General features: G+C 69.9%; 20 protein-coding genes. 10 read left to right on the top strand and 10 right to left on the bottom strand.

The annotated features are described in order from the left end of the window. Positions 1–94: 94 nt before the first annotated feature. From OG504_RS12590 to OG504_RS12580, 3 genes are all read right to left on the bottom strand, one after another. Positions 95–886, bottom strand: a complete 792-nt coding sequence (locus tag OG504_RS12590) for a S1 family peptidase (protein ID WP_405989897.1) — start codon at positions 884–886, stop codon at positions 95–97. A gap of 201 nt (positions 887–1,087) precedes the next feature. Continuing rightward, complete coding sequence (locus OG504_RS12585; RefSeq protein WP_405989896.1) at positions 1,088–3,904, bottom strand: ATP-binding protein; 2,817 nt, start codon at positions 3,902–3,904, stop codon at positions 1,088–1,090. A gap of 183 nt (positions 3,905–4,087) precedes the next feature. Further along, entirely contained in the window at positions 4,088–4,921 is an 834-nt protein-coding gene (locus OG504_RS12580; protein WP_405989895.1) for a response regulator transcription factor, read from the bottom strand. 125 nt (positions 4,922–5,046) lie between these two features. Between OG504_RS12580 and OG504_RS12575 the strand changes: the two genes are divergently transcribed. Continuing rightward, positions 5,047–6,717, top strand: coding sequence for an AMP-binding protein (locus tag OG504_RS12575; protein WP_405989894.1), 1,671 nt, complete (start codon positions 5,047–5,049; stop codon positions 6,715–6,717). Positions 6,718–6,737: 20 nt separating this feature from the next. Next, positions 6,738–8,345 (top strand): AMP-binding protein, encoded by a 1,608-nt coding sequence (locus tag OG504_RS12570; protein ID WP_405996317.1) that lies wholly within the window; start codon positions 6,738–6,740, stop codon positions 8,343–8,345. Between the two features lie 714 nt (positions 8,346–9,059). Here OG504_RS12570 and OG504_RS12565 read toward each other — a convergent pair. Then, complete coding sequence (locus OG504_RS12565) at positions 9,060–9,767, bottom strand: hypothetical protein (protein ID WP_405989893.1); 708 nt, start codon at positions 9,765–9,767, stop codon at positions 9,060–9,062. A 159-nt stretch (positions 9,768–9,926) separates the two neighbouring features. On the opposite strand from OG504_RS12565, the gene gcl reads away from it, so the two are divergent. Further along, positions 9,927–11,711: a glyoxylate carboligase gene (gene gcl, locus OG504_RS12560; protein WP_405989892.1), complete on the top strand. Its 1,785-nt coding sequence runs from the start codon at positions 9,927–9,929 to the stop codon at positions 11,709–11,711. Positions 11,712–12,038: 327 nt separating this feature from the next. On the opposite strand, the gene OG504_RS12555 is transcribed toward gcl, so the two are convergent. The 4 genes from OG504_RS12555 to OG504_RS12540 all read right to left on the bottom strand — a co-directional run bounded on the left by OG504_RS12555 (position 12,039) and on the right by OG504_RS12540 (position 16,038). Next, positions 12,039–12,275 (bottom strand): hypothetical protein, encoded by a 237-nt coding sequence (locus OG504_RS12555; RefSeq protein WP_405989891.1) that lies wholly within the window; start codon positions 12,273–12,275, stop codon positions 12,039–12,041. 395 nt (positions 12,276–12,670) lie between these two features. After that, on the bottom strand, positions 12,671–14,161 hold the full coding sequence (locus OG504_RS12550) for a catalase (protein WP_405989890.1): 1,491 nt from the start codon (positions 14,159–14,161) through the stop codon (positions 12,671–12,673). 116 nt (positions 14,162–14,277) lie between these two features. Continuing rightward, entirely contained in the window at positions 14,278–15,168 is an 891-nt protein-coding gene (locus tag OG504_RS12545) for a 2-hydroxy-3-oxopropionate reductase (RefSeq protein WP_405989889.1), read from the bottom strand. A 39-nt stretch (positions 15,169–15,207) separates the two neighbouring features. Then, complete coding sequence (locus tag OG504_RS12540) at positions 15,208–16,038, bottom strand: TIM barrel protein (RefSeq protein WP_405989888.1); 831 nt, start codon at positions 16,036–16,038, stop codon at positions 15,208–15,210. Positions 16,039–16,186: 148 nt separating this feature from the next. On the opposite strand from OG504_RS12540, the gene OG504_RS12535 reads away from it, so the two are divergent. The 7 genes from OG504_RS12535 (at position 16,187) to OG504_RS12505 (ending at position 21,913) form a co-directional block, all read left to right on the top strand. After that, a complete protein-coding gene (locus OG504_RS12535) occupies positions 16,187–16,438 on the top strand; it encodes a hypothetical protein (RefSeq protein WP_033279483.1) in 252 nt (83 codons plus the stop codon). Further along, entirely contained in the window at positions 16,435–16,803 is a 369-nt protein-coding gene (locus tag OG504_RS12530; RefSeq protein WP_405989887.1) for a helix-turn-helix domain-containing protein, read from the top strand. Before OG504_RS12535 ends, OG504_RS12530 begins: the two co-directional genes overlap by 4 nt. Before the next feature lie 122 nt (positions 16,804–16,925). Beyond that, a complete protein-coding gene (gene uraD / locus OG504_RS12525; protein WP_405989886.1) occupies positions 16,926–17,444 on the top strand; it encodes a 2-oxo-4-hydroxy-4-carboxy-5-ureidoimidazoline decarboxylase in 519 nt (172 codons plus the stop codon). Then, positions 17,441–17,842 (top strand): hydroxyisourate hydrolase, encoded by a 402-nt coding sequence (gene uraH, locus OG504_RS12520; protein WP_405989885.1) that lies wholly within the window; start codon positions 17,441–17,443, stop codon positions 17,840–17,842. Before uraD ends, uraH begins: the two co-directional genes overlap by 4 nt. A gap of 7 nt (positions 17,843–17,849) precedes the next feature. Further along, positions 17,850–18,773 (top strand): factor-independent urate hydroxylase, encoded by a 924-nt coding sequence (gene pucL / locus OG504_RS12515; protein WP_405989884.1) that lies wholly within the window; start codon positions 17,850–17,852, stop codon positions 18,771–18,773. 134 nt (positions 18,774–18,907) lie between these two features. Next, positions 18,908–20,287, top strand: coding sequence for an 8-oxoguanine deaminase (locus tag OG504_RS12510; protein WP_405989883.1), 1,380 nt, complete (start codon positions 18,908–18,910; stop codon positions 20,285–20,287). A 303-nt stretch (positions 20,288–20,590) separates the two neighbouring features. Then, the gene (locus OG504_RS12505) at positions 20,591–21,913 is read left to right on the top strand and encodes a nucleobase:cation symporter-2 family protein (protein ID WP_405996316.1); all 1,323 of its coding nucleotides are present in this window, start codon (positions 20,591–20,593) and stop codon (positions 21,911–21,913) included. Here the strand turns inward: OG504_RS12505 and OG504_RS12500 are convergent. After that, positions 21,898–22,716: a chitosanase gene (locus OG504_RS12500; protein ID WP_405989882.1), complete on the bottom strand. Its 819-nt coding sequence runs from the start codon at positions 22,714–22,716 to the stop codon at positions 21,898–21,900. The two genes, OG504_RS12505 and OG504_RS12500, sit on opposite strands and share 16 nt — an antisense overlap. Before the next feature lie 95 nt (positions 22,717–22,811). Next, positions 22,812–23,408 carry a 3'-5' exoribonuclease domain-containing protein gene (locus OG504_RS12495; protein WP_405989881.1) on the bottom strand — a complete coding sequence of 199 codons (597 nt, stop codon included), beginning with the start codon at positions 23,406–23,408 and terminating at the stop codon, positions 22,812–22,814. Between the last annotated feature and the right edge of the window lie 75 nt (positions 23,409–23,483).

The raw sequence follows: 23,483 nt of genomic DNA, 5'->3' as shown, positions 1-23,483 counted from the left end.
GCGCGCACATGGATAGGGTGCGTTGCGGGCTGCTCGTGGAAGCCCGCAACGCACCCTGGTATTTCCCTGAGGGATGCTCAGGAGTTCTTCCGGGTCACGAGTTGACCTGTGTGGTCACCAGGCTGGAGAACTTGGTCAGCCGGGAGTAGACCCCCGGATAACCCGCCTCGGCACAGCCCTCGCCCCAAGAAGTGATCCCTGCCAGGACGCCCCCGATGAGCAGGGGACCGCCGCTGTCGCCCTGGCAGGTGTCTACGCCGCCGGATGTGTATCCGGCGCAAACCATGTCGGTCGCGATGAAGTCCGAACCGTAGGAGCTCTTGCAGCTGGAGTCGGACACGATCGGGACGGTCGCGGTCCGCAGCTGGTTGGAGGAGCTGCCGTTCTCCGAGGTGGTGCCCCAGCCGAGGATGCGGGCCGTGGCGCCGGTCGCGTACACGGAGGTGTCCGTGGAGGCGACGTACTTCGCCGTGGTGTACGGCATCGACGTCGACAGTGTCAGCACGGCCACGTCGTTGCCGTTGGTGGCGTCCGTGTAGCTGGGGTTGATCCAGATCTTGCTGACCTTGCTGACGGTGCCGTTCGTACCGTTGAGATAGGTACGGCCGCCGACCACGCGGACGCTGCTGGTGGTCTCGCCGACCATACAGTGGGCGGCGGTGACCACCTTGGTCGCGGAGACGAGTGTGCCGCCGCAGAACTGGTTCTGCGAGGCGTCCGTGATCTGCATGACGAACGGGTACGTCGTCGTCGTGGTCGTGGAACCGCCGACGATGGGCTGGGGGGCTGCCACAGCGGTGGGGGCGCTGAGCAGTGCGGTCGCTGCGGCAGCGGCAGCTGCTGCGACGACTGCGGTGGTTCTCTTGGCGCGGTTGAGCCCGAACATGAGTCTCCTCATTGGGTTGCCGGTGGGGGTCGCGCGGGTGTGGGGGGTGCAACGGGGGTCGCGGGACCGACCCCCGTATGCCCGGGCGAGCGGCACACCCATAAGCTAGAACCCGGAACACCCAGCTCCCAATGAGGGAACCCCCTAGGGGAGTTGGGCAGGGAAAACCCTCGGTCGCCGCACAGTAAACCCGTAGGGTCCTCAGTTCGGACGGCGCCCCGCCGCCAGTCGGACGATATCCACCCGCGAGCGGATCCCCAGCTTGCGGTAGACCCGGGTCAGGGTCGCCTCGACCGTCTTGACGCTAATGAACAGCCGCGCGGCGATCTCCCGGTTGGTGGCGCCCTCCATGACCAGCGCGGCGACCTGACGCTCCATCGAGGCCAGCCCGTCGAGCCCCTCCAGAGTGGGCGCGGGTGTGGGCACGGGCGCCGGCTCCGGCGGCCTGACGACGGCCGCCTCGTCCACCTGCCGCAGCCAGGGCAGCGCCCGGCAGCGCCGGAACAGCCGGGTCGCCTCGTCGTACGACGTCGGCCCGGGCTGTCCGGTGCGCAGCGACGCCAGCGCGAAGGCGGCGCGGGCCTCCTCCAGGCCGTAGCCGAGTTTGGCCAGGCGGTCCTGGACGGACGTCAGTTGGGCGACGGCCTCGTCGTGTTCGCCGCGGGCCGCCCGGACGAGTGCCTCGGCGCGGTCGAGTACGGCGAGGACGCTCTCGCGGCCGAGGCGCAGCGCGCGTTCACGGGTCACGTCGATGACGTCCTGGGCCTCGGCGCTCTCGCCGATGCGGACGAGGGCCTCGGCGAGGTCGCCGTGCCAGCGCCCGCGCGCCGGGTCCGTCACCCCGAGGGCCTGCTCCAGTTCGCGGACCCGGCGCAGCGAGCGGACGGTCCCGTGGGCGTCCCCGGCGACCAACTGGGCGTATCCCAGGGCCCCGAGGGCACGGGACAGGTACATCTGGTCACCGTCCTCCTCGGCGTGCTCGACTGCCTCCCGGGCCAGCGCCAGCCCCTCCTCGACGTCACCGCCGGAGGCCTCGGCGAGCGCGGTCAGCATCGCGGACGCCGTCTGGCCGATCCCGGAGTCGCGGGCCAGCCGCAGGCCCTCGCGGGCCAGGTCGAGGGCGCGGCCGCAGTGCCCGGAGCGCAGTTCGGTCTCGGCGAACCCGCGCAGGAAGTGCACCTCGCTCTCCACCGACCCGCGCCGCCGCACCTCACGCAGCAGCGCGGTGATGGTCGCGCGCGCCTCGGGCAGCTGATCGCTCATCACCAGCCAGCGGAACCGGGCCGAGCCCGCGCCGTTGTGATGGCACGCCACCCTCGGGTCCTGGGGCTCCTTCAGCGCGCGCTTGATGGTGAGCGGGGCGTCCGGATGACCCATCAGGGTCTCCGTCTGTGCCTGGAAGGAGAGCGCGAGGAGTTCGGTGCGCCGGTCACCGGCGAGTGCGGCGAGTTCCGCCGAGCGCGCGGTCTCCGCGCGTGCCTCCGCGAAGTCGCCCTCAACGAGCAAGGCGCGCCAGGCCAGTTGGTAGCGGACCAGGGCGAGCAGCCGGGGGTCGTCGCCCGCGTCGGCGAGGGCCTGCGGGAAGACGGCGTCGACGTCCGCCATCGAGTGACCGGCGGTGTCGATCACGATGATCCAGGCCCGCACGCGCTCGGCGGCCACCGAGGTCCGGGTCAGCACCTCGCGCGCGATGTCCCGGGCGAGGTCCAGTTCGCCGGCGGTGATCGCGTCCTCGGAGGCCTGCAACCGGCGCTCGTCCGGGCCCGGCACGCTGTCACCCGGTGTGTGCCGGGCGGCGAGCAGTCCGAGCGACGCGGCGACGGAGGGTGCCCCGCGGTCGCGGGCCAGGGTCGCGGCCTCGGCGAGCCGGGCGGCGACCTCGGGGTCGGTGCCGGTGGTCGCGAGGGCGAGGTGCCGGGCGCGCTCGATGGGGTCGGAGGCCGCGGTCGACAGCGCCGCGTGCGCGGCCCGCCGTTCCTGCGCGGGTGCCTCCGCGTACAGCGCGGCCGAGATCAGCGGATGCGCGAACCGGACGGCGGGAGCCTCGGACTCCGTTGCCAGCAGGCCGAGTTCGGCCGCCTGGGCGGTCTCCGCCTCCGCGTTCTCCCGCCCGGCGGTCTGGAGCAGGGCCACCGTGGGACGGGCGCCCGCGCTCGCGACCAACAGCGTGCGGCGTGCCTCGGCGGGCAGCATGTCGAGCCGGCTCAGCACCAACGCGCGTAGCGACGTCGGCACGGGCAGCGGCTCGCCCGGTCTCGGCGGGGTCGGGTTCTCGGCCAGCGCACGCCCCAACTCCAGCGCGAACAAAGGGTTTCCGCCACTCGTACGGTGGATCTCACGGACCGTGGAACGCGGCAGCCCGGTGTACCCGCGGTGGTCGAGCAGCGCCGACACCTGCGCCCGGGACAGCGGACTGAGCCGGAACGCGAGCGTGTCCGGCGGCGAGGCGCTCAGGTACCGGTCGTACTCCTGACCCTCGGTCCGCACCGCGAACACCATCTGCACCTGGGTGTCCCCGAGCCGCCGCGCGGCGAACCCGAGCAGCTCCGCGCTGGCCGGGTCCAGCCACTGCAGATCATCGGCTACGACGAGGACGGGACCGTCGGTGGCGAGGGCGCGCAGCGCGGACAGGACGGCCAGGCGCAGGGCGAGGCCGTCGCGTTGGAGGGAGGATTCGCCGCGGCCGGTGAGCGCGGATTCGAGCGCGGTGCGCTGGGCGACGGGCAGTCGCTCGGACACCTCGTCCAGGACCAGACCAAGGAGGTCGGCGAGGGCCAGGAAGGGGAGATGGGATTCGGACTCCGTGGCCGAGCAGCGCAACACGGTCCGCGCCGTCTCGCCGTATTCCGCGGCCAACGCCCGCAGGAGGGTCGACTTTCCTATTCCGGCGGGGCCGTGGAGCAGCACACTGCCACCCTCGGCGAGCTGGTCACGGGCGGCGTTGAACATCTCCTCCCGGCCGATGACCAGGTCGGGGCGCGTTCTGGCAGGCTCCTTGAAGTCCCGTCGCACGGTCACCGCTCCCCTCGTGTGTCGTGTCCGGGCCAATATTAGGCAATCAGTCCTTGAAATTCGGATGGATGGGGTCGTGAGGGAAATAACAACTGTGCAGCATGAGGAAATTCAAAGCTCCGATGAATGAATAGACGGACGTCGTAGGAGCCCCCTCAGAGGTCGCCGCTCGGGGTACCACCGCCCCTCTCACGGCAGCACCCCCGCCCGCCGCGCCGCCACCACGGCCTCCCCGCGGGTGTGCGCCCCGAGCCTCCGCATCGCCGAGCGCAGATACCCCTTCACCGTCTCCGGCCGCAGCCCGAGCCGCTCCGCCGCCACCGCGTTCGTCGCCCCCGCCGCCACACAGGCCAGGACGTCCAGCTCCCGGGGCGCGAGTTCTACGTCCCCGGTGGCCGCCTCGCCCGTCAACAGGCCGCAGGCGTCGAGGAGTTCGGCCCGCAGCGCCGGGTCCGGGATGCGCGGGGCCAGCGCCCGCAGCGCCGCGTGCGCCTCCCGCACCTGCTCCCACACCGCGCTCGCCGCCGGGTCGGGGGCCAGCGCCGGACGAGCCGCGCTCAGCAGCTCCCGCACCTCCTCCCGTACGACCAGCGCCTGTTCCACGTCCCGCGCGGCCTCCATCGCCGCGCTCAGCATCCGGTCGCCCAACGGCTGGGCGGTGCGCAGCGCGCCGTAGAGGACACCGCGGACGCGGCGGCGTACGACGACCGGGACCGCGAGGATCGCGCGGAGGCCCTCGGTGGCGACCGGGGCGTCGTACTCGTGGCTGATCTGGCGCGAGGCGGAGTAGTCGAGGACGACGCACGGGCGGGCGAGGGCTACCGCCTTGCCGCCGAGACCGTTGCCCGAGGACACCGCGAGGGCGCGCAGGGACGGGGTCAACGTGCCGCTCAGTTCGCTGATGCGCATCTGCTGCCGGCCGGTCTCCACCAGGCCGCCGAAGGCGACGGGCAGCCCCGTACCGCGCCGGAGCCGTACCAGCGCCGACTGAATCTCCACCATCCCTGCCGCGTCCGTCGCCACCCGCTTGCCCCTTCATTGCGGCCGCCCTGCTGCACACACCCCCGTACGGGGGTAGTGAGACCCACATCACGGATTACACGATGTCAGAGAGCCGCCCGGCAATGGTCCGGTACTTAGGAGGACAGATGACGACGGCGAGTGAGTCGTTCCGTAGCGCGAGGGATTTTCTGCTGGCGCACCGTACGGACTATGCCACGGCCTACGAGGGTTTCTCCTGGCCCAGGCCCGAGCACTTCAACTGGGCGCTCGACTGGTTCGACGTCATCGCGGCCGGCAACGACCGCACCGCGCTGCACATCGTCGAGGAGGACGGCACCGAGGCCGCCCTGTCCTTCGCGGAGATGTCCGAGCGCTCCGACCGGGTCGCCAACTGGCTGCGCGCCCAGGGCGTCCGTGCCGAGGACCGGATCCTCGTCATGCTCGGCAACCAGACCGAGCTGTGGGAGACGGCCCTGGCCGCGATGAAGCTCGGCGCCGTCGTCATCCCGGCCACCCCGCTGCTGGGCCCCGCCGACCTGCGCGACCGCGTCGAGCGCGGCCGGGTCCGGCAGGTGATCGTGCGCTCCGAGGACACCGCCAAGTTCGACGAGGTGCCCGGGACGTACACGCGGATCGCGGTCGGCGGTGGGGTCGAGGGCTGGCGGACGTACGAGGACGCGTACGCCGCTTCCGCGGAGTTCACGGCGGACGGCCCGACCCTGGCCGACGACCCGCTGATGCTGTACTTCACCTCGGGCACGACCGCCCACCCCAAGCTGGTCGAGCACACCCACACCTCGTACCCGATCGGCCATCTGGCCACCATGTACTGGATCGGCCTCCAGCCCGGCGACGTGCACCTCAACATCTCCTCGCCCGGCTGGGCCAAGCACGCCTGGTCGAACCTCTTCGCGCCCTGGAACGCCGAGGCGACCGTCTTCATCCACAACTACACGCGCTTCGACGCGACCCGGCTGATGGCGGAGATGGACCGCGCGGGTGTGACGACGTTCTGTGCCCCGCCGACCGTGTGGCGGATGCTCATCCAGGCCGACCTGACCCAGCTGCGTACCCCGCCCCGCGAGGCGCTGGCGGCGGGGGAGCCCTTGAACCCCGAGGTCATCGAGCAGGTCCGGCGCGCCTGGGGCGTCACCATCCGGGACGGCTTCGGGCAGACGGAGACGGCCGTGCAGGTGTCGAACAGCCCCGGTCAGCCGTTGAAGACGGGTTCGATGGGACGACCGAGCCCCGGCTACCGCGTCGAACTCCTCGACCCGGTGTCGGGTGCGCCCGGCGCTGCCGAGGGCGAGATCGCGCTCGACCTGTCCGACCCGCCGGTCGGCCTGATGACCGGCTACCACGGCGACCCGGACCGTACGGCGGAGGCGATGGCCGGAGGCTACTACCGCACCGGCGACATCGGCTCCCGCGACGAGGACGGCTACATCACCTACGTCGGCCGGTCCGACGACGTCTTCAAGGCCTCCGACTACAAGATCTCCCCGTTCGAGCTGGAGAGCGCCCTGCTGGAGCACGAGGCGGTGGCCGAGGCCGCCGTGGTGCCCGCGCCGGACGAACTGCGGCTCGCCGTACCGAAGGCGTACGTCGTGCTCGCGGCGGGCTGGGAGCCGGGGCCCGACACCGCGAAGGTGCTGTTCGAGCACTCGCGGGACGTCCTCGCCCCCTACAAGCGCATCCGGCGGCTGGAGTTCGCGGACCTGCCCAAGACCGTCTCCGGCAAGATCCGCCGGATCGAACTGCGGGAGGCGACGGCCGCGGGGTCGGCTGCCGAGTACCGCGAGGAGGACTTCCGATGAACGCGCTGACGAACTCGCCGATGAACTCGTACAGCCATGGAACCAGCGGGACTTCACTCCTCGGCGACACCATCGGGGCGAACCTCGACCGGGCGGTCGCTGCGTGGCCCGACCGCGAGGCGCTCGTCGACGTACCGTCCGGGCGGCGCTGGACGTACGGCCAATTCGCCGCCGACATCGAGCAGTTGGCGTACGCGCTGCTCGCGAGCGGGGTCGCCAAGGGTGACCGGGTGGGGATCTGGGCGATCAACTGCCCCGAGTGGGTGCTCGTCCAGTACGCCACTGCCCGCATCGGCGCGATCATGGTGAACATCAACCCGGCGTACCGGACCCACGAGGTCGAGTTCGTCCTCAACCAGGCGGGGATCTCGGTCCTGTTCGCCTCGGCCGGACACAAGGGCAGCGACTACCGGGCGATGGTCGAGCAAGTCCGGCCCAAGTGCCCGGAGTTGCGGGAGGCTGTGTACATCGGCGACCCGAGCTGGGAGGCGCTGGTCGCCCGGGGCGCGGCCGACCGTGCGGAGGAACTGCGGTCCCGCGAGGCCGAGTTGTCCTGCGACGACCCCATCAACATCCAGTACACCTCGGGCACGACGGGCTTCCCCAAGGGCGCGACCCTCTCCCACCACAACATCCTCAACAACGGGTATTTCGTCGGTGAGTTGATCGCCTACACCGAGCAGGACCGGGTCTGCATCCCGGTGCCCTTCTACCACTGCTTCGGCATGGTCATGGGCAACCTGGCGGCGACCTCGCACGGCGCGTGCATCGTGATCCCGGCCCCGTCCTTCGACCCGGCGGCGACCCTGAAGGCCGTACAGCAGGAGCGCTGCACGTCCCTCTACGGCGTACCGACCATGTTCATCGCGGAGTTGAACCTCCCCGACTTCGCGTCCTACGACCTCTCCTCACTCCGCACCGGCATCATGGCGGGCTCGCCCTGCCCGGTCGAGGTGATGAAACGGGTGGTCGCCGAGATGCACATGGCGGAGGTGTCCATCTGTTACGGCATGACGGAGACGTCTCCGGTGTCGCTGCAGACGCGGATGGACGACGACCTCGAACACCGCACCGGTACGGTCGGCCGCGTCCTCCCGCACCTGGAGGTCAAGGTCGTGGACCCGGCGACGGGGGTCACTCAACCCCGGGGCGCGGCGGGGGAGTTGTGCACCCGCGGCTACAGCGTGATGCTCGGCTACTGGAACGAGCCCGAGAAGACCGCCGAGTCGATCGACGCGGGGCGCTGGATGCACACGGGTGACCTCGCGATGATGCGCGAGGACGGTTACGTCGAGATCGTCGGCCGCATCAAGGACATGATCATCCGGGGCGGCGAGAACATCTACCCGCGCGAGATCGAGGAGTTCCTCTACACCCACCCGAAGATCGCGGACGTCCAGGTGGTGGGGGTGCCGCACGAGCGCTACGGGGAGGAGGTGCTGGCGTGCGTGATCCTCCGGGACCCGGGGGAGCCGTTGACGTTGGAGGAGGTGCGGGGGTTCTGTGAGGGGAGGCTGGCGCACTACAAGATTCCCAGCCTGCTTCAGGTCATGGATGCCTTTCCGATGACGGTGTCGGGGAAGGTACGGAAGATCGAGCTACGGGAGCGGGCTGTTCGGGGGCGGTGAGGTGGGGGTGCCGGAGCGGGAGGTGGCAGGTGCGGTGGTGGTCCCGGGTTCGGGGGCGGGGGTGTGAGTGTCGCCGGGGTGCAGGGGTGCCGGAGTGCCGGGGGTGCTGTCGTGCGGGGGTGCCGAGGCGAGGGGTGACCTGGGTGCCCGGCCGGCCGGTGGTGCGTACGGGGCGCTCAGTTGCGGGGTGTCGGCGCTGGGAGGCCAGGCTGCTGTGACTCGGCGCGTTCGACGGCCTGGGGTGCATCTTGCGGGACGGTCTGCGACGCGTTCGACGTGACGGTCTGGGGCGAGTCCGGTGAGTCTGGTGAGTACGGCGACTTGCGGCGCGGCCTCGTGGCAACGTCCCGTGGCCGGGAGCCGGGAGCCGGGAGCCGGGAGCCGGGAGCCGGGAGCCGGGAGCCGGGAGCCGGGGTCGGGGTCGGGGTCGGGGTCGGGGTCGGCGGACGGCGTCGGCGGACGGCCTCCGTGGGCCGGCGCCCTCGTCCCGCGGACCGGCAGTCGGCCCGCCGCCCGGCGTTAGCCGTCACGAACCCGGCCGTCGTCGCCACGCACCGGTCCCAGCCGCCCGACTAGCTCCCTGCCGCGTCGAGTTGCGGTGTGTCCTCGCCGTACCGTCAGGTAGTCGTCGTCCGCGGCCACCCGGCGTCTGTCGTGTGCCGTGTGCCGTCATGAACCGGCCGTGGTTTCCGCGAACCAACCCCGGCCGCCCAACTAACTTCCTGCGGCGTCGAGTTGATCAGCCAGTTCGTTCACCGGCTGGGGCGTGCCCGTGAGGTCGAGGACGAACAGGGGGACGCGGAGGGCGTCCGCGCGGGCGCGGGCGCCGTCGGCGTAACCGGCGAGGGAGAAGTAGACGCACTCCGTGGACTCCGTCATGGCCGTCAGCCACAGGCACTCCACGTCGCGCAGTGAGGCCGGCCGTACGGTCGGGTCCACCTGGGCCAGGATGCCGCGGGCGGCGAGGCCGATGCCGGACGGGGGCCGCTGGTCGGCGCGGCGGATGTCCCGGTAGCCGAGCCAGCGCAGATACAGCGCGGCGGCGGTGACCGCGTCGCGCGCGGTGCGGATCGTGACGGGCTGGAAGGCGGGGCGCCCCTCGACGTCGGCGCCGGCCTTGGGCGTCCTCGCGGCGGGTTCCGATGTCGGTTCCGCGCCCGCGACCGGTATCCGCAGCAGGGTCCCGCACGGGCAGCCCAGCTCCGGGTACGGCCACTCGTCCAGTCGGCCGCAGGCCGCGCAGCGGACCGCGATCCAGTCCTCGTCCCACACGCGGTGGTTCACGACCGTGGCCACGCCGCGCTGGTCCAGCGGCGGGGCCACGGGGGCCCCGCACACACAGGGATACGACGGCGCGGCGTAGACGTGTTCTCGTCGGCACGCCGGACAGCGCACCGGCACGCTCTCGGACATGAGCCCCATAGTCCTCCTGAAAACCCCTGCTTGTCCGTCTCTTGACTGCCTTGGTCACCCCACTTACATTACTTCCAGATAGTAGAAGTTAGATTCCGCAATACGGAAAACGATGCACCGCGGGGCGCGCCGGTGATGTGATTCCGACAGCCGAAGCAGGAGTACTCCATGGCTCGTATGACCGCTGCCCGCGCGGCAGTCGAGATCCTCAAGCGCGAAGGTGTCGGCGACGCGTTCGGCGTCCCGGGTGCGGCGATCAACCCCTTCTACGCCGCGCTCAAGGCCTCCGGCGGCATCAACCACACCCTCGCCCGCCATGTCGAGGGCGCCTCGCACATGGCCGAGGGCTACACCCGTACCAGCCCGGGCAACATCGGCGTCTGCATCGGCACCTCGGGCCCGGCCGGCACCGACATGATCACCGGCCTCTACTCCGCGATCGGCGACTCGATCCCGATCCTGTGCATCACGGGCCAGGCCCCGACCGCCGTGATCCACAAAGAGGACTTCCAGGCCGTCGACATCGCGTCGATCGCGGCCCCGGTGACGAAGATGGCGATCACGGTCCTGGAGGCGGCCCAGGTCCCCGGCGTTTTCCAGCAGGCCTTCCACCTCATGCGTTCCGGCCGCCCGGGCCCGGTCCTGATCGACCTCCCGATCGACGTGCAGCTCACGGAGATCGAGTTCGACCCGGAGACGTACGAGCCGCTGGCGGTGTACAAGCCGACGGCGACCCGGGCCCAGATCGAGAAGGCGATCGGGATGCTGAACGCCTCCGAGCGCCCCCTGCTCGTCGCGGGCGGCGGTGTCATCAACGCCGACGCGTCCGAACTCCTCGTCGAATTCGCCGAGTTGACCGGTGTTCCGGTCGTCCCGACCCTGATGGGCTGGGGCGTCCTGCCCGACGACCACGAACTGAACGCCGGCATGGTCGGCCTCCAGACCTCGCACCGCTACGGCAACGCGACCTTCCTGGAGTCCGACTTCGTCCTCGGCATCGGCAACCGCTGGGCCAACCGCCACACCGGCAAACTGGACGTCTACACGGCGGGCCGCACGTTCGTGCACGTCGACATCGAGCCCACCCAGATCGGCAAGATCTTCGCCCCGGACTACGGCATCGCGTCCGACGCGAAGGCGGCGCTGGAGCTGTTCGTCGAGGTGGCAAGGGAGTTGAAGGCGGAGGGCACCCTCCCCGACCGCTCGACGTGGGCGGCATCGGCCCAGGAGCGGAAGTCAACTCTCCAGCGCCGTACGCACTTCGACGACATCCCGATCAAACCGCAGCGCGTCTACGAGGAGATGAACAAGGCCTTCGGCCCGGAGACCCGGTACGTCTCCACCATCGGGCTCTCCCAGATCGCCGGCGCCCAGATGCTGCACGTCTACCGCCCCCGCCACTGGATCAACTGCGGCCAGGCGGGCCCCCTGGGTTGGACGATCCCGGCCGCGCTGGGCGTGGCGAAGGCCGACCCCGAGGCGTCGGTGGTCGCCCTCTCCGGCGACTACGACTTCCAGTTCATGCTCGAAGAGCTGGCGGTCGGCGCACAACACCGCATCCCGTACGTCCATGTCCTCGTGAACAACGCCTACTTGGGCCTCATCCGCCAGGCCCAGCTCGGCCTGGACATCAACTTCCAGGTCAACCTGGAATTCGAGAACATCAACTCGCCCGAGCTGGGCGTCTACGGCGTCGACCACATCAAGGTCGTAGAAGGCCTCGGCTGCAAGGCCATCCGCGTCACCGACCCCGCCGAACTGGGCACGGCCTTCGAGCAGGCCAAGAAGCTCGCGGCGGAGTTCAGGGTCCCGGTCGTCGTGGAAGCCATCCTCGAACGAGTCACCAACATCGCCATGAGCAAGACGAACGACATCAGCAACGTGGTGGAGTTCGAGGAGCTGGCGACAGAACCGGGCCACGCACCGACGTCGATCAAGACGCTGAAGGTGTAGGACACGGGATCACAAGGCGGGGCGGCTCATCCGGGGGGATGGGCCGCCCCGCCTTGTTTTCGTAGGCGCAAGGCGCCACAAAAGAAGGGGGCGCGGGGCTGTGTCGATTTGCGGCTCCGCCGCGTGGGCGCGACCAGCCCCACACAACCCGCACTCCGCGACGAACAGCCCCATGCAGTCCCTGCCCGGCTCCGCAAGCGCCCCCAGCCCGACCGCCCCAGATGCGAGGCCCCCCGCCCCCGTGCCGGCGGGCCTCGCGTGTCGAATGTGCCCGTGTTCAGGGGCGGTTGAAGCCTCGGGACGGGGGTTCGGGGGTTCATCCGAGGTTCACTGGTCGGGGGGTTCCGAGAGGCCCGGCCAGTGCTCCGGGCCGCCGCCCTGCCAGTCGATCAGGTCACTCTCCTCGACCTCGATCCGGTCCAGGTCGGCCAGGCGCAGGATCTCGACGACATCGTCCAGGTGCGAGGCGATGCCGAGGGTCTCGTCGCCGCTGGTGACCCGGCGGGAGCCGTCCAGCGCCGGGGGGTGGACCACGATGTGCGGGTGTTCCGGTGGGTGTGCCATGCCTTCAGGCTGCTGCGCGTACGCCCGATCCGCACCCGGAAACGCCGAAGAGCGCCGGATACGGAACTGTCCGTATCCGGCGCTCGTCGTGGTGGCCGTCCGACGGCGCGAGGCTGGGCGCGACAGGACGTTCGCGCCGCCGGACGGAGTCTGGGGGAGGGGGGATCCACGAGACGTGGAGGGAAGCAATTGGCTGGGACCGCGGCGGTCGCGACGGGACCGGGGTGCTCCTTCCCTCAGGTCGAGAAGGAGGCCTCGGTGCCTTCACCACCGCACTGGCTCGCATTCCGCCGCGGTCCTGGCCCTGCCCGCGCGGTGCCGGTGACCACCCCTCATCCGGGTCGTCCGGCACACACGGGCCGTCTGTTGGATCTGTCGGTTCTCCGGTCCCCGGTTCAGTCCTCGCGCAGGGCGTGGACCGCCTCCTCCACGCGCCGGCCGTACTCGGGGTCGGCTGCGTGGAAGTGGGCGAGGTTCTTCTCGATCACGTCGTCGCGGGAGACCTGCGCGAGGCCGCCGGCGATGTTCGCGACGAGACGGGACCGCTCCTCGGGCGACATCAGGCGGTACAACCCGCCCGCCTGGTAGAAGTCGTCGTCCTTGGTGTGCTGCGGAGCCTCGTGCGTGCCCGTGTAGCCGGTGACCGATAGGGGCGCCGACAGAGCGCGGCCGGTCTCGGTCGGGCCGTCGTAGGAGTTCGGTTCGTAGTTCCTCGCCGCCCGGCCCTGGGAGTTGGACGCCATGAAGCCGTCCCGGCCGTAGTTCTGCGCCGTCGTCGCCTTCGGGGCGTTCACCGCGAGCAGGGTGTGGTTGACGCCCAGGCGGTAACGGTGCGCGTCCGCGTAGGCGAACAGGCGGCCCTGGAGCATCTTGTCGGGTGAGGGGCCGATGCCCGGCACGAAGTTGTTCGGGGAGAACGCGGCCTGCTCGACCTCGGCGAACACGTTGTCCGGGTTGCGGTCCAGGACCAGGCGGCCCACCCGCTGGAGCGGGTAATCGCGGTGCGGCCAGACCTTGGTGACGTCGAACGGGTTGAAGCGGTACTCCGCCGCGTCGGCCGCCGGCATGAGCTGGACGTGCAGGGTCCAGGACGGGTTCACGCCCCGCTCGATGGCCTGGAGCAGGTCCGTCTGATGCGAGTTGGGGTTCTTGCCCGCGAGTTCCGCCGCCTGGTCGGAAGACAGGCTGCGCACACCCTGGTTCGTCTTGAAGTGGTACTTGACGAAGAAGGCCTCGCCCTCCGCGTTCGTCCACTGATAGGTGTGCGAGCCGTAGCCGTTCATGTGGCGGTACGACGCCGGGATGCCGCGGTCGCCCATCAGCCAGGTCACCTGGTGCGTGGCCTCGGGGCTGTGCGCCCAGAAGTCCCATACGTTGTCCGGCTCTTGGCGGCCCGTGAAGGGGTCGCGCTTCTGCGAGTGGATGAAGTCCGGGAATTTGACGGGGTCCTTGATGAAGAACACCGGGGTGTTGTTCCCGACCAGGTCGTAATTCCCCTGCTCCGTATAGAACTTGACCGCGAAGCCGCGCGGGTCGCGCACCGCGTCCGCGCCGCCGAGCGAGTCGGCGACCGTGGAGAAGCGCAGGAACACCTCGGTGCGTTTGCCGACCGTGTTCAGGAAGTCGGCGTGGGTGAAGCCGGTGACGTCGTCGGTGACCTCGAAGTAGCCGTACGCGCCGGAGCCCCTGGCGTGCACCACGCTCCCCCACTGCCTTAAGGGCGTGGGAGGTGCCCCCACCGGGATGCGCTCGCGGTTGAACCGGGCGAGCTTCTCCAGCAGGTGCTGGTCCTGGAGGAGGAGCGGGCCGCCGATGCCGGCGGAGGCGGAGTTCTGGTTGTCGGCGACCGGGGCGCCGGACTCGGTCGTGAGCACGCGCTTCGACATGGAGAGCATTCCTCGACATTTTGTTGAGCTGGTGGGCATGGTGCCGGGCGGCGCCAACGCCTGGGCGCGACAGGACAGTTGTCAGCGACGGCGCCGCCCGGGGTCTGAGGGGTGTGCTAGAGCTGCGCGCCCGACAGGCGTTCCACTGCGCGCAGCAGCGCCGAGTGGTCGAGGCCGCCGTCGCCCTGGGCGCGCAGCGACGCCACCAGCTGGGCCACCACGGCGCCCACGGGCAGCGCGGCGCCGACGTTGCGGGCCGCGTCCGTGACGATGCCCATGTCCTTGTGGTGCAGGTCGATCCGGAAGCCCGGCTTGAAGTCGCGGTTGAGGAAGTTGTCCTTCTTCCGCGTCAGCACGGTGGAGCCCGCGAGCCCGCCGTTGAGGACGTCGAGCGCCGCTGCCAGGTCCACGCCCGACTTCTCCAGGAAGACCACGGCCTCGGCGCACGCCTGGATGTTCACGGCGACGATCAGCTGGTTGGCGGCCTTCACGGTCTGGCCCGAGCCGTGCGGACCGCACAGCACGATCGTCCGGCCGAGCGCGTCGAAGATCGGCTCGGCCTCCTCGAAGTCGGACTGTCCGCCGCCGACCATGATGGACAGCACGGCCTCGATCGCCCCGGCCTCACCGCCGGAGACCGGGGCATCCAGAACCCGGATTCCCTTGTCCACGGCGGCCTTTGCCAGGTCGACCGAGGTCTGCGGGGTGATCGAGGACATGTCGATCAGGAGGGTGCCGGCGCGGGCGTTCTCCAGGATGCCGTCCGGGCCGTAGGCGATGGCCTCGACCTGCGGGGACGCGGGGACCATCGTGACCACCACGTCGGCGTCCCGTACGGCCTCGGCGATCGAGCCGGCCGCGGTGCCGCCGGCGGCGGTCAGGCGGTCCAACTTGTCCTGTTCCAGGGTGAATCCGGTGACGTCGTAACCCGCCTTGATCAGGTTCTCGGACATGGGGGAGCCCATGATGCCGAGGCCTATCCAGGCGACCTTGGGGAGCTTGCTCATGCGGGTGCCTCTCTAACTGCTCAGCAAAGTCGGGGGAGTTCAGCGCGCCTCGCGCGGGAGCCAGTCGAAGGCCTCGGCGCTCGGGCGGTCGCCGGGCTTGTACTCCAGGCCCACCCAGCCGTCGTAACCGGCCTTCCTCAACTGGTCGAGGAGGTCCTCCAGTTGGAGCGTGCCGGTGCCGGGGGCGCCGCGGCCCGGGTTGTCCGCGATCTGCACATGGCCGGTCTTCGCCGCGAACTGCTCGATCACCGGCGGGAGTTCCTCGCCATTCATGGACAGGTGGTACAGGTCCATGAGGAAGCGCGCGTTGCCGAGGCCGGACGCGGCGTTCACCTTGTCGACTACTTCTACGGCGGCGGGCGCGCTGACGAGCGGGTACAGCGGCGACTCGGGCTTGTTCAGGGCCTCGATCAGCAGGACCGCGCCGATCCGGTCGGCGGCGCGGGCCGCGAGGACCAGGTTCTCCAGCGCGAGCGCGTCCTGCTCGGCCGGGTCCACGCCGGCGACGCGGTTGCCGTAGAGCGCGTTGAGGGCCGTGGCGCCGAGCGAGTGGGCGAAGTCGGCGGCCACGTCGATGTTCGCGCGGAACCTCTCCGACTCCTCGCCGGGGATCGACAGGGCGCCTCGGTCCGGGCCCGGGAGCTGGCCTGCGTAGAAGTTCAGGCCGGTCAGCTGGACGCCCGCGTCCTCCAACGCCCGCTTGAGCGCGCCCAGTTGGGACTGCTCGGGGGTGGGGGAGTCGACCCAGGGCCACCACAGCTCGACCGCGCCGAAGCCGGCCGCGGCGGCTGCCGCGGGGCGCTCCAGGAGCGGGAGTTCGGTGAAGAGGATCGACAGGTTGACGTTGAAGCGCTGGTCTGCGAATCCCATCTGGGTCGCGCTCCCTTCCGTGTCGAGAGTCAGTGTCATAATTCCGTATTGCGGAAGTTCGTTTCTGCTTAATGGAAGATTGCCGTCGGGTGTCGGAGCTTGTCAAGAGGGCTCGGCGGAAAACGGCACCGCGCGTTAGGTTGTGCGCGTGCGATTGCGAGTGGAGTTCACGACAGAGCCCTTCGATCTCGACGAGGCGCCCGCGCATGCGCTGGTGGCCCGGGAGGTCATCGAGGCTGCGGAGCTGGACGCCGTGGACGTCGGGCCGTTCGGCAACACGGCCGAGGGCGGTACCGACGCGGTGCTCACCGCCGTCGACGCGCTGCTGCGCCGGACCCTGGAGGCCGGCGCCACCCGGGTCTCGCTCCAGCTCAACGTGATCGGCGAGGGCGACCGGTGACCGGTATCGGGGACGAGCCGTTCATCACGGCCGTGAAACCGCTGGTCGACGCGATGGGCGGCGAGATGCTCCCGCCCGACGAGGCCGGGTCCGACGACGTCGTGCTCGCCTGGGAGGGCGCCGACGTGGTCGCCGTACGTCTGCCGCAGCTCGCGGACTCGCTGGACCACATCCTGGCCGCCATGGAACGCAAGAAGGGCAAGCCCCTCGCGGACCTCGACCGCAAGGCCAAACAGGAGGTCGTACGGATCCTGGAGGCGCGCGGCGCCTTCTCGGTACGGCACGGGGTCGAGACCGTGGCGAGCGCCCTCGGGGTCAGCCGGTTCACCGTGTACAACTACCTGAACCGGGAGAAAGACGCCTAAAAGGGTCTTCGAGGGGCTCCGGGAGCTTTGTTACCCGGAATTTTCAACAAAGTGTTGACGTGGTGTTCCGCGGGGCGTTAGCTACTGGGCAGCCCGTTCAGCACAAGGCCACGGAGGCCCCCGTGACTTCGACTTCCATGCCGCCGGGGCTCGTCCGGTTCAACGTCCTGGAGGAGCACGCGGCGTTCGCCGCGCTCCTCGACGCGTGTGCCTCCACGGCGTGGGCACGGCGGCTGCTCGCCGCCCGTCCGTACGCCGGCCCCGAGGACCTGTACGCCGCGAGCGACTCCGCGATGGCGGAGCTGACCGCCGACGACCTGGCCGAGGCGATGGCCGGTCACCCGCCGATCGGCCGGCCCAAGCCCGGCGACCCCACCTCCGCCCGCGAACAGCGCGGCATGGCGGGCGCCTCCGAGGACCTCAGGGCGGAGATGCTCGACCTGAACCTGGCGTACCAGGAGAGGTTCGGCCATGTCTTCCTGATCTGCGCCACCGGCCGCACCGGCGAGCAGATGCGCGACGCGGTCAAGGAACGGATCGGCAACGCGCCGGAGCGGGAACGCGAGATCGTCCGCACTGAGCTGGGCAAGATCAACCGCATCCGGCTCGCCCGCATCGTCGAAGAGGAAGCCCGCGCATGAGCACCAGCACCACCGCCTCGGTGTCCACGCACATCCTGGACACCAGCGTCGGCCGCCCCGCCGAGGGCGTCGCCGTCCAACTCGCCGCCCGCAGCGGCACGTTGGGGGAGTGGCAGCCGCTCGGAGGTTCGGCCACCGACGCGGACGGCCGGTGCAAGGACCTCCCCGCGCTGCCGGAGGGCACCACACACGTACGGCTCGACTTCGCCGTGGAGCCGTATTTCGAAAAGAAGCAAGCCGATGCGCAGCAGGACGCCCCCGCGAATCGGGACAGCGGTGCGACGACCGGAGTGTTCTTCCCGGAAGTGGCGATCACCTTCGCCGTGAAACCCGGCGAGCACTACCACGTACCGCTGCTGCTCAACCCGTTCGGCTACTCCGTATACCGAGGGAGCTAGCAGACACATGCCTACGATCCTGGGCCAGAACCAGTACGGCAAGGCCGAGAACCGAGTCGTCAAGATCACGCGGGACGGCGCCACCCACCACATCAAGGACCTCAACGTCTCCGTGTCGCTGAGCGGCGACATGGACGAGGTCCACTACTCCGGCTCGAACGCCAACGTGCTGCCGACCGACACCACCAAGAACACGGTGTACGCGTTCGCCAAGGAGCACGGCATCGAGTCCGCCGAACAGTTCGGCATCCATCTCGCCCGGCACTTCGTGACCTCGCAGGAGCCCATCAAGACCGCGCACATCCGCATCGAGGAGTACTCCTGGGAGCGGATCGACACCTCCGACGCCAACTCCCGGTTCATCGGCGCCGACGAGGTCAAGCACTCCTTCGTCCGCAAGGGCCAGGAGACCCGGGTCACCCAGATCACCTACGACGGTGAGAACTGGGAGGTCATCTCCGGACTCAAGGACCTCGTCGTGATGAACTCGACCAACTCCGAGTTCTGGGGCTACGTCAAGGACAAGTACACGACCCTCCCCGAGGCCTACGACCGCATCCTGGCCACCCAGGTCTCCGCCCGCTGGCGCTTCAACTGGTCCGACGACGAGCAGAAGATGCCGAGTTGGGAGAAGTCCTACGAGCAGGTGAAGAAGCACATGCTCCAGGCCTTCGCCGAGACGTACTCGCTGTCGCTCCAGCAGACCCTGTACCAAATGGGTTCGCGGATCATCAACAACCGCAGCGAGATAGACGAGGTGCGCTTCTCCCTCCCCAACAAGCACCATTTCCTTGTGGACCTGGAGCCGTTCGGGCTGAAGAACGAGAACGAGGTGTACTTCGCCGCCGATCGTCCCTATGGGCTGATCGAGGCGACGATCCTGCGCGACGGCTGCGAGCCGAAGATACCGGTGGATCTCACCAACCTCTGAGCAACTCCCTCTGGACCGGGGCCCTTTCGGCCGGTTCACCTGCGGCACCCGTGGCCCGCCCGTCCCGTGCGGGCCGCGGTACTCAAATCCCCGGGTCCTGCCGTGCCCATTCCACACAGCGAATAGGACGAACCATGGCAGCAGTTCAACGCATCGTCATCGAGAACTGTTCGATCGCGACGGTGGACGCCCACGACACCGAGTACGGACACGGGCACGTCGTCGTCGCCGGCAACCGCATCGAGTCCCTCGGCGCGGGCAGTGCCCCCGAGGGCCTGGAGAACGTCGTACGCCGTATCGACGCGTCGGGCCACCTGGTGACCCCCGGTCTGGTCAACACCCACCACCACTTCTACCAGTGGATCACCCGGGGTCTGGCCACCGACCACAACCTCTTCGACTGGCTCCTCGCGCTTTACCCGACCTGGGCGCGCATCGACGAGCCGATGGTCCGCGCCGCCGCGCAGGGTTCCCTCGCGATGATGGCCCGCGGCGGTGTGACCACCGCGATGGACCACCACTACGTCTTCCCCAAGGGCTCCGGCGACCTCGCCGGCGCGATCATCGGCGCCGCGCGCGAGATGGGCGTCCGCTTCACGCTGGCCCGCGGCTCCATGGACCGCAGCGAGAAGGACGGCGGCCTGCCCCCGGACTTCGCCGTCGAGACCCTGGAGGGTGCCCTCGCCGCGACCGAGGCGACGGTACGGGAGCACCACGACGCCTCCTTCGACGCGATGACCCAGGTGGCCGTCGCCCCCTGCTCGCCGTTCTCCGTGTCGACCGAACTCCTCAAGCAGGGCGCCGAGTTGGCGCGTCGGCTCGGGGTACGGCTGCACACGCACGGCTCGGAGACGGTCGAGGAGGAGCAGTTCTGCAAGGAGCTGTTCGGCATGGGCCCGACCGACTACTTCGAGTCCACCGGCTGGCTCGGCGAGGACGTGTGGATGGCGCACTGCGTCCACATGAACGACTCCGACATCGCCGCCTTCGCCCGCACGAAGACCGGTGTCGCCCACTGCCCTTCCTCCAATGCCCGCCTCGCGGCCGGTATCGCCCGCGTCCCCGACATGCTCGCCGCCGGCGTCCCGGTCGGCCTCGGCGTCGACGGCACCGCGTCGAACGAGTCCGGCGAACTCCACACCGAACTGCGCAACGCCCTCCTCATCAACCGCCTCGGCGCCCACCGCGAAGCGGCCCTCAACGCCCGCCAGGCGCTGCGCCTCGGAACGTACGGGGGCGCCCAAGTCCTGGGCCGCGCAAGCGAGATCGGATCCCTGGAGCCGGGCAAGCTGGCCGACCTGGTGCTGTGGAACCTGGACACACTGGCCCACGCCTCGATCGCCGACCCGGTGACCGCGCTGGTCTTCGGTGCGGCGGCCCCGGTAACCGCGTCGTTCGTGAACGGCCGTCAGATCGTCGAGGACAACCGCCTGTTGCACGTCGACGAGGGCACGATCGCCCGCTCCACGCGGGAAGAGGCCCAGCGACTGGCGCGGATCGCCGCGCAGGGCTGACCACGCTCAGCATGAATCGCCGTACGGCGTCGCTGAGTTGAAGATCTCCGGTTGAGGGGGACGGCCCTCGACCGGTGGCCGTGGCCGGGGCGTGCATGGACATGTGCGCCCCGGAACGGCCTTATTTCACCCCTTTGTTGGGTTCCGTCCCGGTCCCGCACGACCGCGCACCACCTCCTGAAACCCACGTCAGAGCCGACGTGTTACCCGCCCGGAGGAGCCGCCGTGACCACCCGAGCCGAGGCCCGAGCCGTAGCCGAGCCCGTCGTCCATCCCGTCGACGAGAAACTCCCCGCACTCAAGATGGCCACCACGGGCCTGCAACACGTGGCCGCCATGTACGCGGGAGTCGTCGCCCCGCCGCTGATCGTCGGCGCGGCCGTCGGCCTCTCCGGCACCGAACTCACCTTCCTCACCGGCGCCTGCCTCTTCACCGCGGGCCTCGCGACCTTCCTGCAGACCCTCGGCATCTGGAAGATCGGCGCCCGGCTGCCCTTCGTCAACGGCGTCACCTTCGCCGGAGTCGCCCCGATGACCGCGATCGTCGCCTCCACCAAGGACAAGTCCGACGCGCTGCCGGTCATCTTCGGCGCGGTGATCGTCGCCGGCCTCCTGGGCTTTCTCGCCGCCCCCTTCTTCAGCAAGGCGGTCCGCTTCTTCCCGCCGGTCGTCACGGGCACCGTGATAACGCTGATAGGCGTGTCCCTGCTGCCCGTCGCCTTCGGCTGGGCGCAGGGACCCGACCCCTCGGCGCACGACTACGGTTCGCGCACGTACCTCGGCCTGGCGGCGGCGACGCTCGTCATCGTCCTGGTCCTCCGCCGTTTCACCCGCGGCTTCGTCAGGCAAATAGCCGTCCTGCTCGGCCTGTTGATCGGCACGCTCCTCGCGATCCCCTTCGGGGCAACGGACTTCAGCCCCGTCGCGGACGCCGACGTGATCGGTTTCCCGAGCCCGTTCCACTTCGGCGCACCGCAGTTCCAACTCGCCGCGATCATCTCGATGTGCGTGGTGATGGTGGTCTCGATGACCGAATCCACCGCGGACATGCTGGCGTTGGGCGAGATCGTCGACCGCCCCGCGGACGAACGGACCATCGCCGCGGGCCTGCGCGCCGACACCCTCGGCTCGGCCCTCAGCCCGCTCTTCAACGGCTTCATGTGCAGCGCCTTCGCCCAGAACATCGGCCTGGTCGCCATGACCCGCATCCGCAGCCGGTACGTCGTCGCCACGGGCGGCGGCTTCCTGGTGCTGATGGGCCTGTGCCCGATGGCCGCCTCGCTGATCGCCGTCGTACCGCGCCCGGTTCTGGGCGGAGCGGGCGTCGTCCTGTTCGGCTCGGTCGCCGCGAGCGGCATCCAGACCCTGGTCAAGGCGGGCCTGGAGCGGGACGACAACATCCTCATCGTGGCGGTCTCGCTGGCCGTCGGCATCATCCCGATCACGGCGCCGGACTTCTACCACGCCTTCCCGCAGACCGTACGGATCGTCCTCGACTCGGGCATCTCCACGGGTTGCGTGGCCGCGGTGGTGCTCAACCTGGTCTTCCACCACCTCGGCCGGGCCCGCGAACAAGTCGGGGGTACGACCGGAGCCGTACCCCTCGCGCGTCAGCCGATCTCGTAACTGTCGCCGTACACCTGCCACTTGAGCGGTGTGTCCAGGTCGAGATTGCCCTTCTTCAGGAACACCCGCTGGGCCGTCTCGACCCGGGTCACGTCGCCGTGCGCCTCCTCCTGCTTCATCGCCCAGACACGGGCGTCGAGGAAGGCGTCGAGATACGTCGTCTCGTCGCCGCCGTCGGTGGGAGTGGCCGCGTGCGTGCGGGCCCGGGCGCGGATGCCGCCGAAGCAGAGCGGGTCCGTGCCCGGGCCGTGCATCACCATCGCGTCGTAGTAGACGAACTGCCCGAGCGTGCCCACCCCGTCCTTCTTGGCGCGTGCCACGGCCGGATCGAAGTACCCGCGGTCCCGCTCGTCGCGCTGCGCCTCGCGGAACGCGGCGGACGTGTGCGCGGCCTTCCGCCAGGCGGAGGGGAAGCCGGGGGCCAACCCCTCATGTGAGGCAGTGCCGTTGACGGCGCGCAGCGCGGGCAGACAGCCGGCGAGGGCATTGCCCGGAGCCCGCTTCGTGTACAGCTCGACGAGCGCCAGCATGTCGCCGGTGCCGGAGCAGAAGCCGATGATCCCGCCGGTGTAACCGCGCCCGTCGCCGATGTCCTCGATGTACGCGTACTGCGCCTCCCAGTCCAGGGAGGAGTTCTCCGCGCTCGACACCAGCCGCATCGCGATGTCCTTCTTCGCCGGGGCGTCGAGCCCCGCCCCACCCGACGTCGCGGCGTCCGCGGACGGCCACCGGCTCGCGATCGCCGCCGTTCCGAGGGCTGCGAGCAGGGTGCGGCGGGCGGCTTTTCTTCGGAAGATCGGCACGTGGTTCTCCAAGGCGGGCGCGGTACACGGCAACGGTGAAAGGCAGCTGAGACTCGCGCGTGAACTTGGGAGAGTCGTGGGGTGGTGTTAGCAGGTCACTGTGAATTCCCGGGCCACGCCATGAGGTTGGCGAACAGCTCGGCCTGCTCGATCGCGTCGTCGAGCGCGTGGTGCGTGTGCCGCCGCCGGGACAGCAGTTCGCGGGGCATGGTGCCCTTCGCCACGGCACGCAGGGGGAGTCGGGCCTTCGTCGCGTACAGCGTCTTCATGTCGAGACAGCCGGAGTGCCCGAACGGGCTCGCCCCGGTGAAGCGGATCAGGTACCAGTACAGGAACATCCAGTCGTACGACGCCGGGTAGCCGCACATCACCGGCTGCGCGCCCGGGGCGACTTCACGCACCCAGTCCGCGAACTCGGAGAGAGCGGTGGTGGGTTCGACCCCTTCGCGCCGGAGCCGATCGCGATCGAGCCCGCTCACGGCCAGCGCCTCCGGCACGAACTCCTCGCTGATCGGCCGCAGTTCACGGTAGAAGGTCAGCTTCTCCGGATCCGCCGCGGTGAACCCCTCGGCGTCCTGCGTCCCGGCGACGGCCGCGCCGAAGCTCAGCATGGAGTACGGCCCCGGGATCGGGCCGTCGGCTTCGATGTCGACGGAGATGTAGAGGCTGGGCTCGACGCATCGGGCTGCCATGGACCGGAGCATCGCAGGTGAGCGGCGGCGCCCGCATCCGAGATTCAGGCCCCCGCACGCCGCACGCAGGGCTCC

Origin of the sequence: Streptomyces sp. NBC_00986, from assembly GCF_045162565.1 — a bacterium.
Lineage (GTDB): Bacteria > Actinomycetota > Actinomycetes > Streptomycetales > Streptomycetaceae > Streptomyces.
Note: the sequence above shows the minus strand (reverse complement) of the source record. Positions and strands in the feature narration are given on the sequence as shown.

Bases quoted from the DNA above. Each gene is read 5' to 3' on its own strand.
- OG504_RS12590 (WP_405989897.1), bottom strand. From the start codon at position 886: ATGTTCGGGCTCAACCGCGCCAAGAGAACCACCGCAGTCGTCGCAGCA.
- OG504_RS12575 (WP_405989894.1), top strand. From the start codon at position 5,047: ATGACGACGGCGAGTGAGTCGTTCCGTAGCGCGAGGGATTTTCTGCTG.
- OG504_RS12570 (WP_405996317.1), top strand. From the start codon at position 6,738: ATGAACTCGTACAGCCATGGAACCAGCGGGACTTCACTCCTCGGCGAC.
- OG504_RS12565 (WP_405989893.1), bottom strand. From the start codon at position 9,767: ATGGGGCTCATGTCCGAGAGCGTGCCGGTGCGCTGTCCGGCGTGCCGA.
- gcl (WP_405989892.1), top strand. From the start codon at position 9,927: ATGGCTCGTATGACCGCTGCCCGCGCGGCAGTCGAGATCCTCAAGCGC.
- OG504_RS12555 (WP_405989891.1), bottom strand. From the start codon at position 12,275: ATGGCACACCCACCGGAACACCCGCACATCGTGGTCCACCCCCCGGCG.
- OG504_RS12550 (WP_405989890.1), bottom strand. From the start codon at position 14,161: ATGTCGAAGCGCGTGCTCACGACCGAGTCCGGCGCCCCGGTCGCCGAC.
- OG504_RS12545 (WP_405989889.1), bottom strand. From the start codon at position 15,168: ATGAGCAAGCTCCCCAAGGTCGCCTGGATAGGCCTCGGCATCATGGGC.
- OG504_RS12540 (WP_405989888.1), bottom strand. From the start codon at position 16,038: ATGGGATTCGCAGACCAGCGCTTCAACGTCAACCTGTCGATCCTCTTC.
- uraH (WP_405989885.1), top strand. From the start codon at position 17,441: ATGAGCACCAGCACCACCGCCTCGGTGTCCACGCACATCCTGGACACC.
- pucL (WP_405989884.1), top strand. From the start codon at position 17,850: ATGCCTACGATCCTGGGCCAGAACCAGTACGGCAAGGCCGAGAACCGA.
- OG504_RS12510 (WP_405989883.1), top strand. From the start codon at position 18,908: ATGGCAGCAGTTCAACGCATCGTCATCGAGAACTGTTCGATCGCGACG.
- OG504_RS12505 (WP_405996316.1), top strand. From the start codon at position 20,591: ATGGCCACCACGGGCCTGCAACACGTGGCCGCCATGTACGCGGGAGTC.
- OG504_RS12495 (WP_405989881.1), bottom strand. From the start codon at position 23,408: ATGGCAGCCCGATGCGTCGAGCCCAGCCTCTACATCTCCGTCGACATC.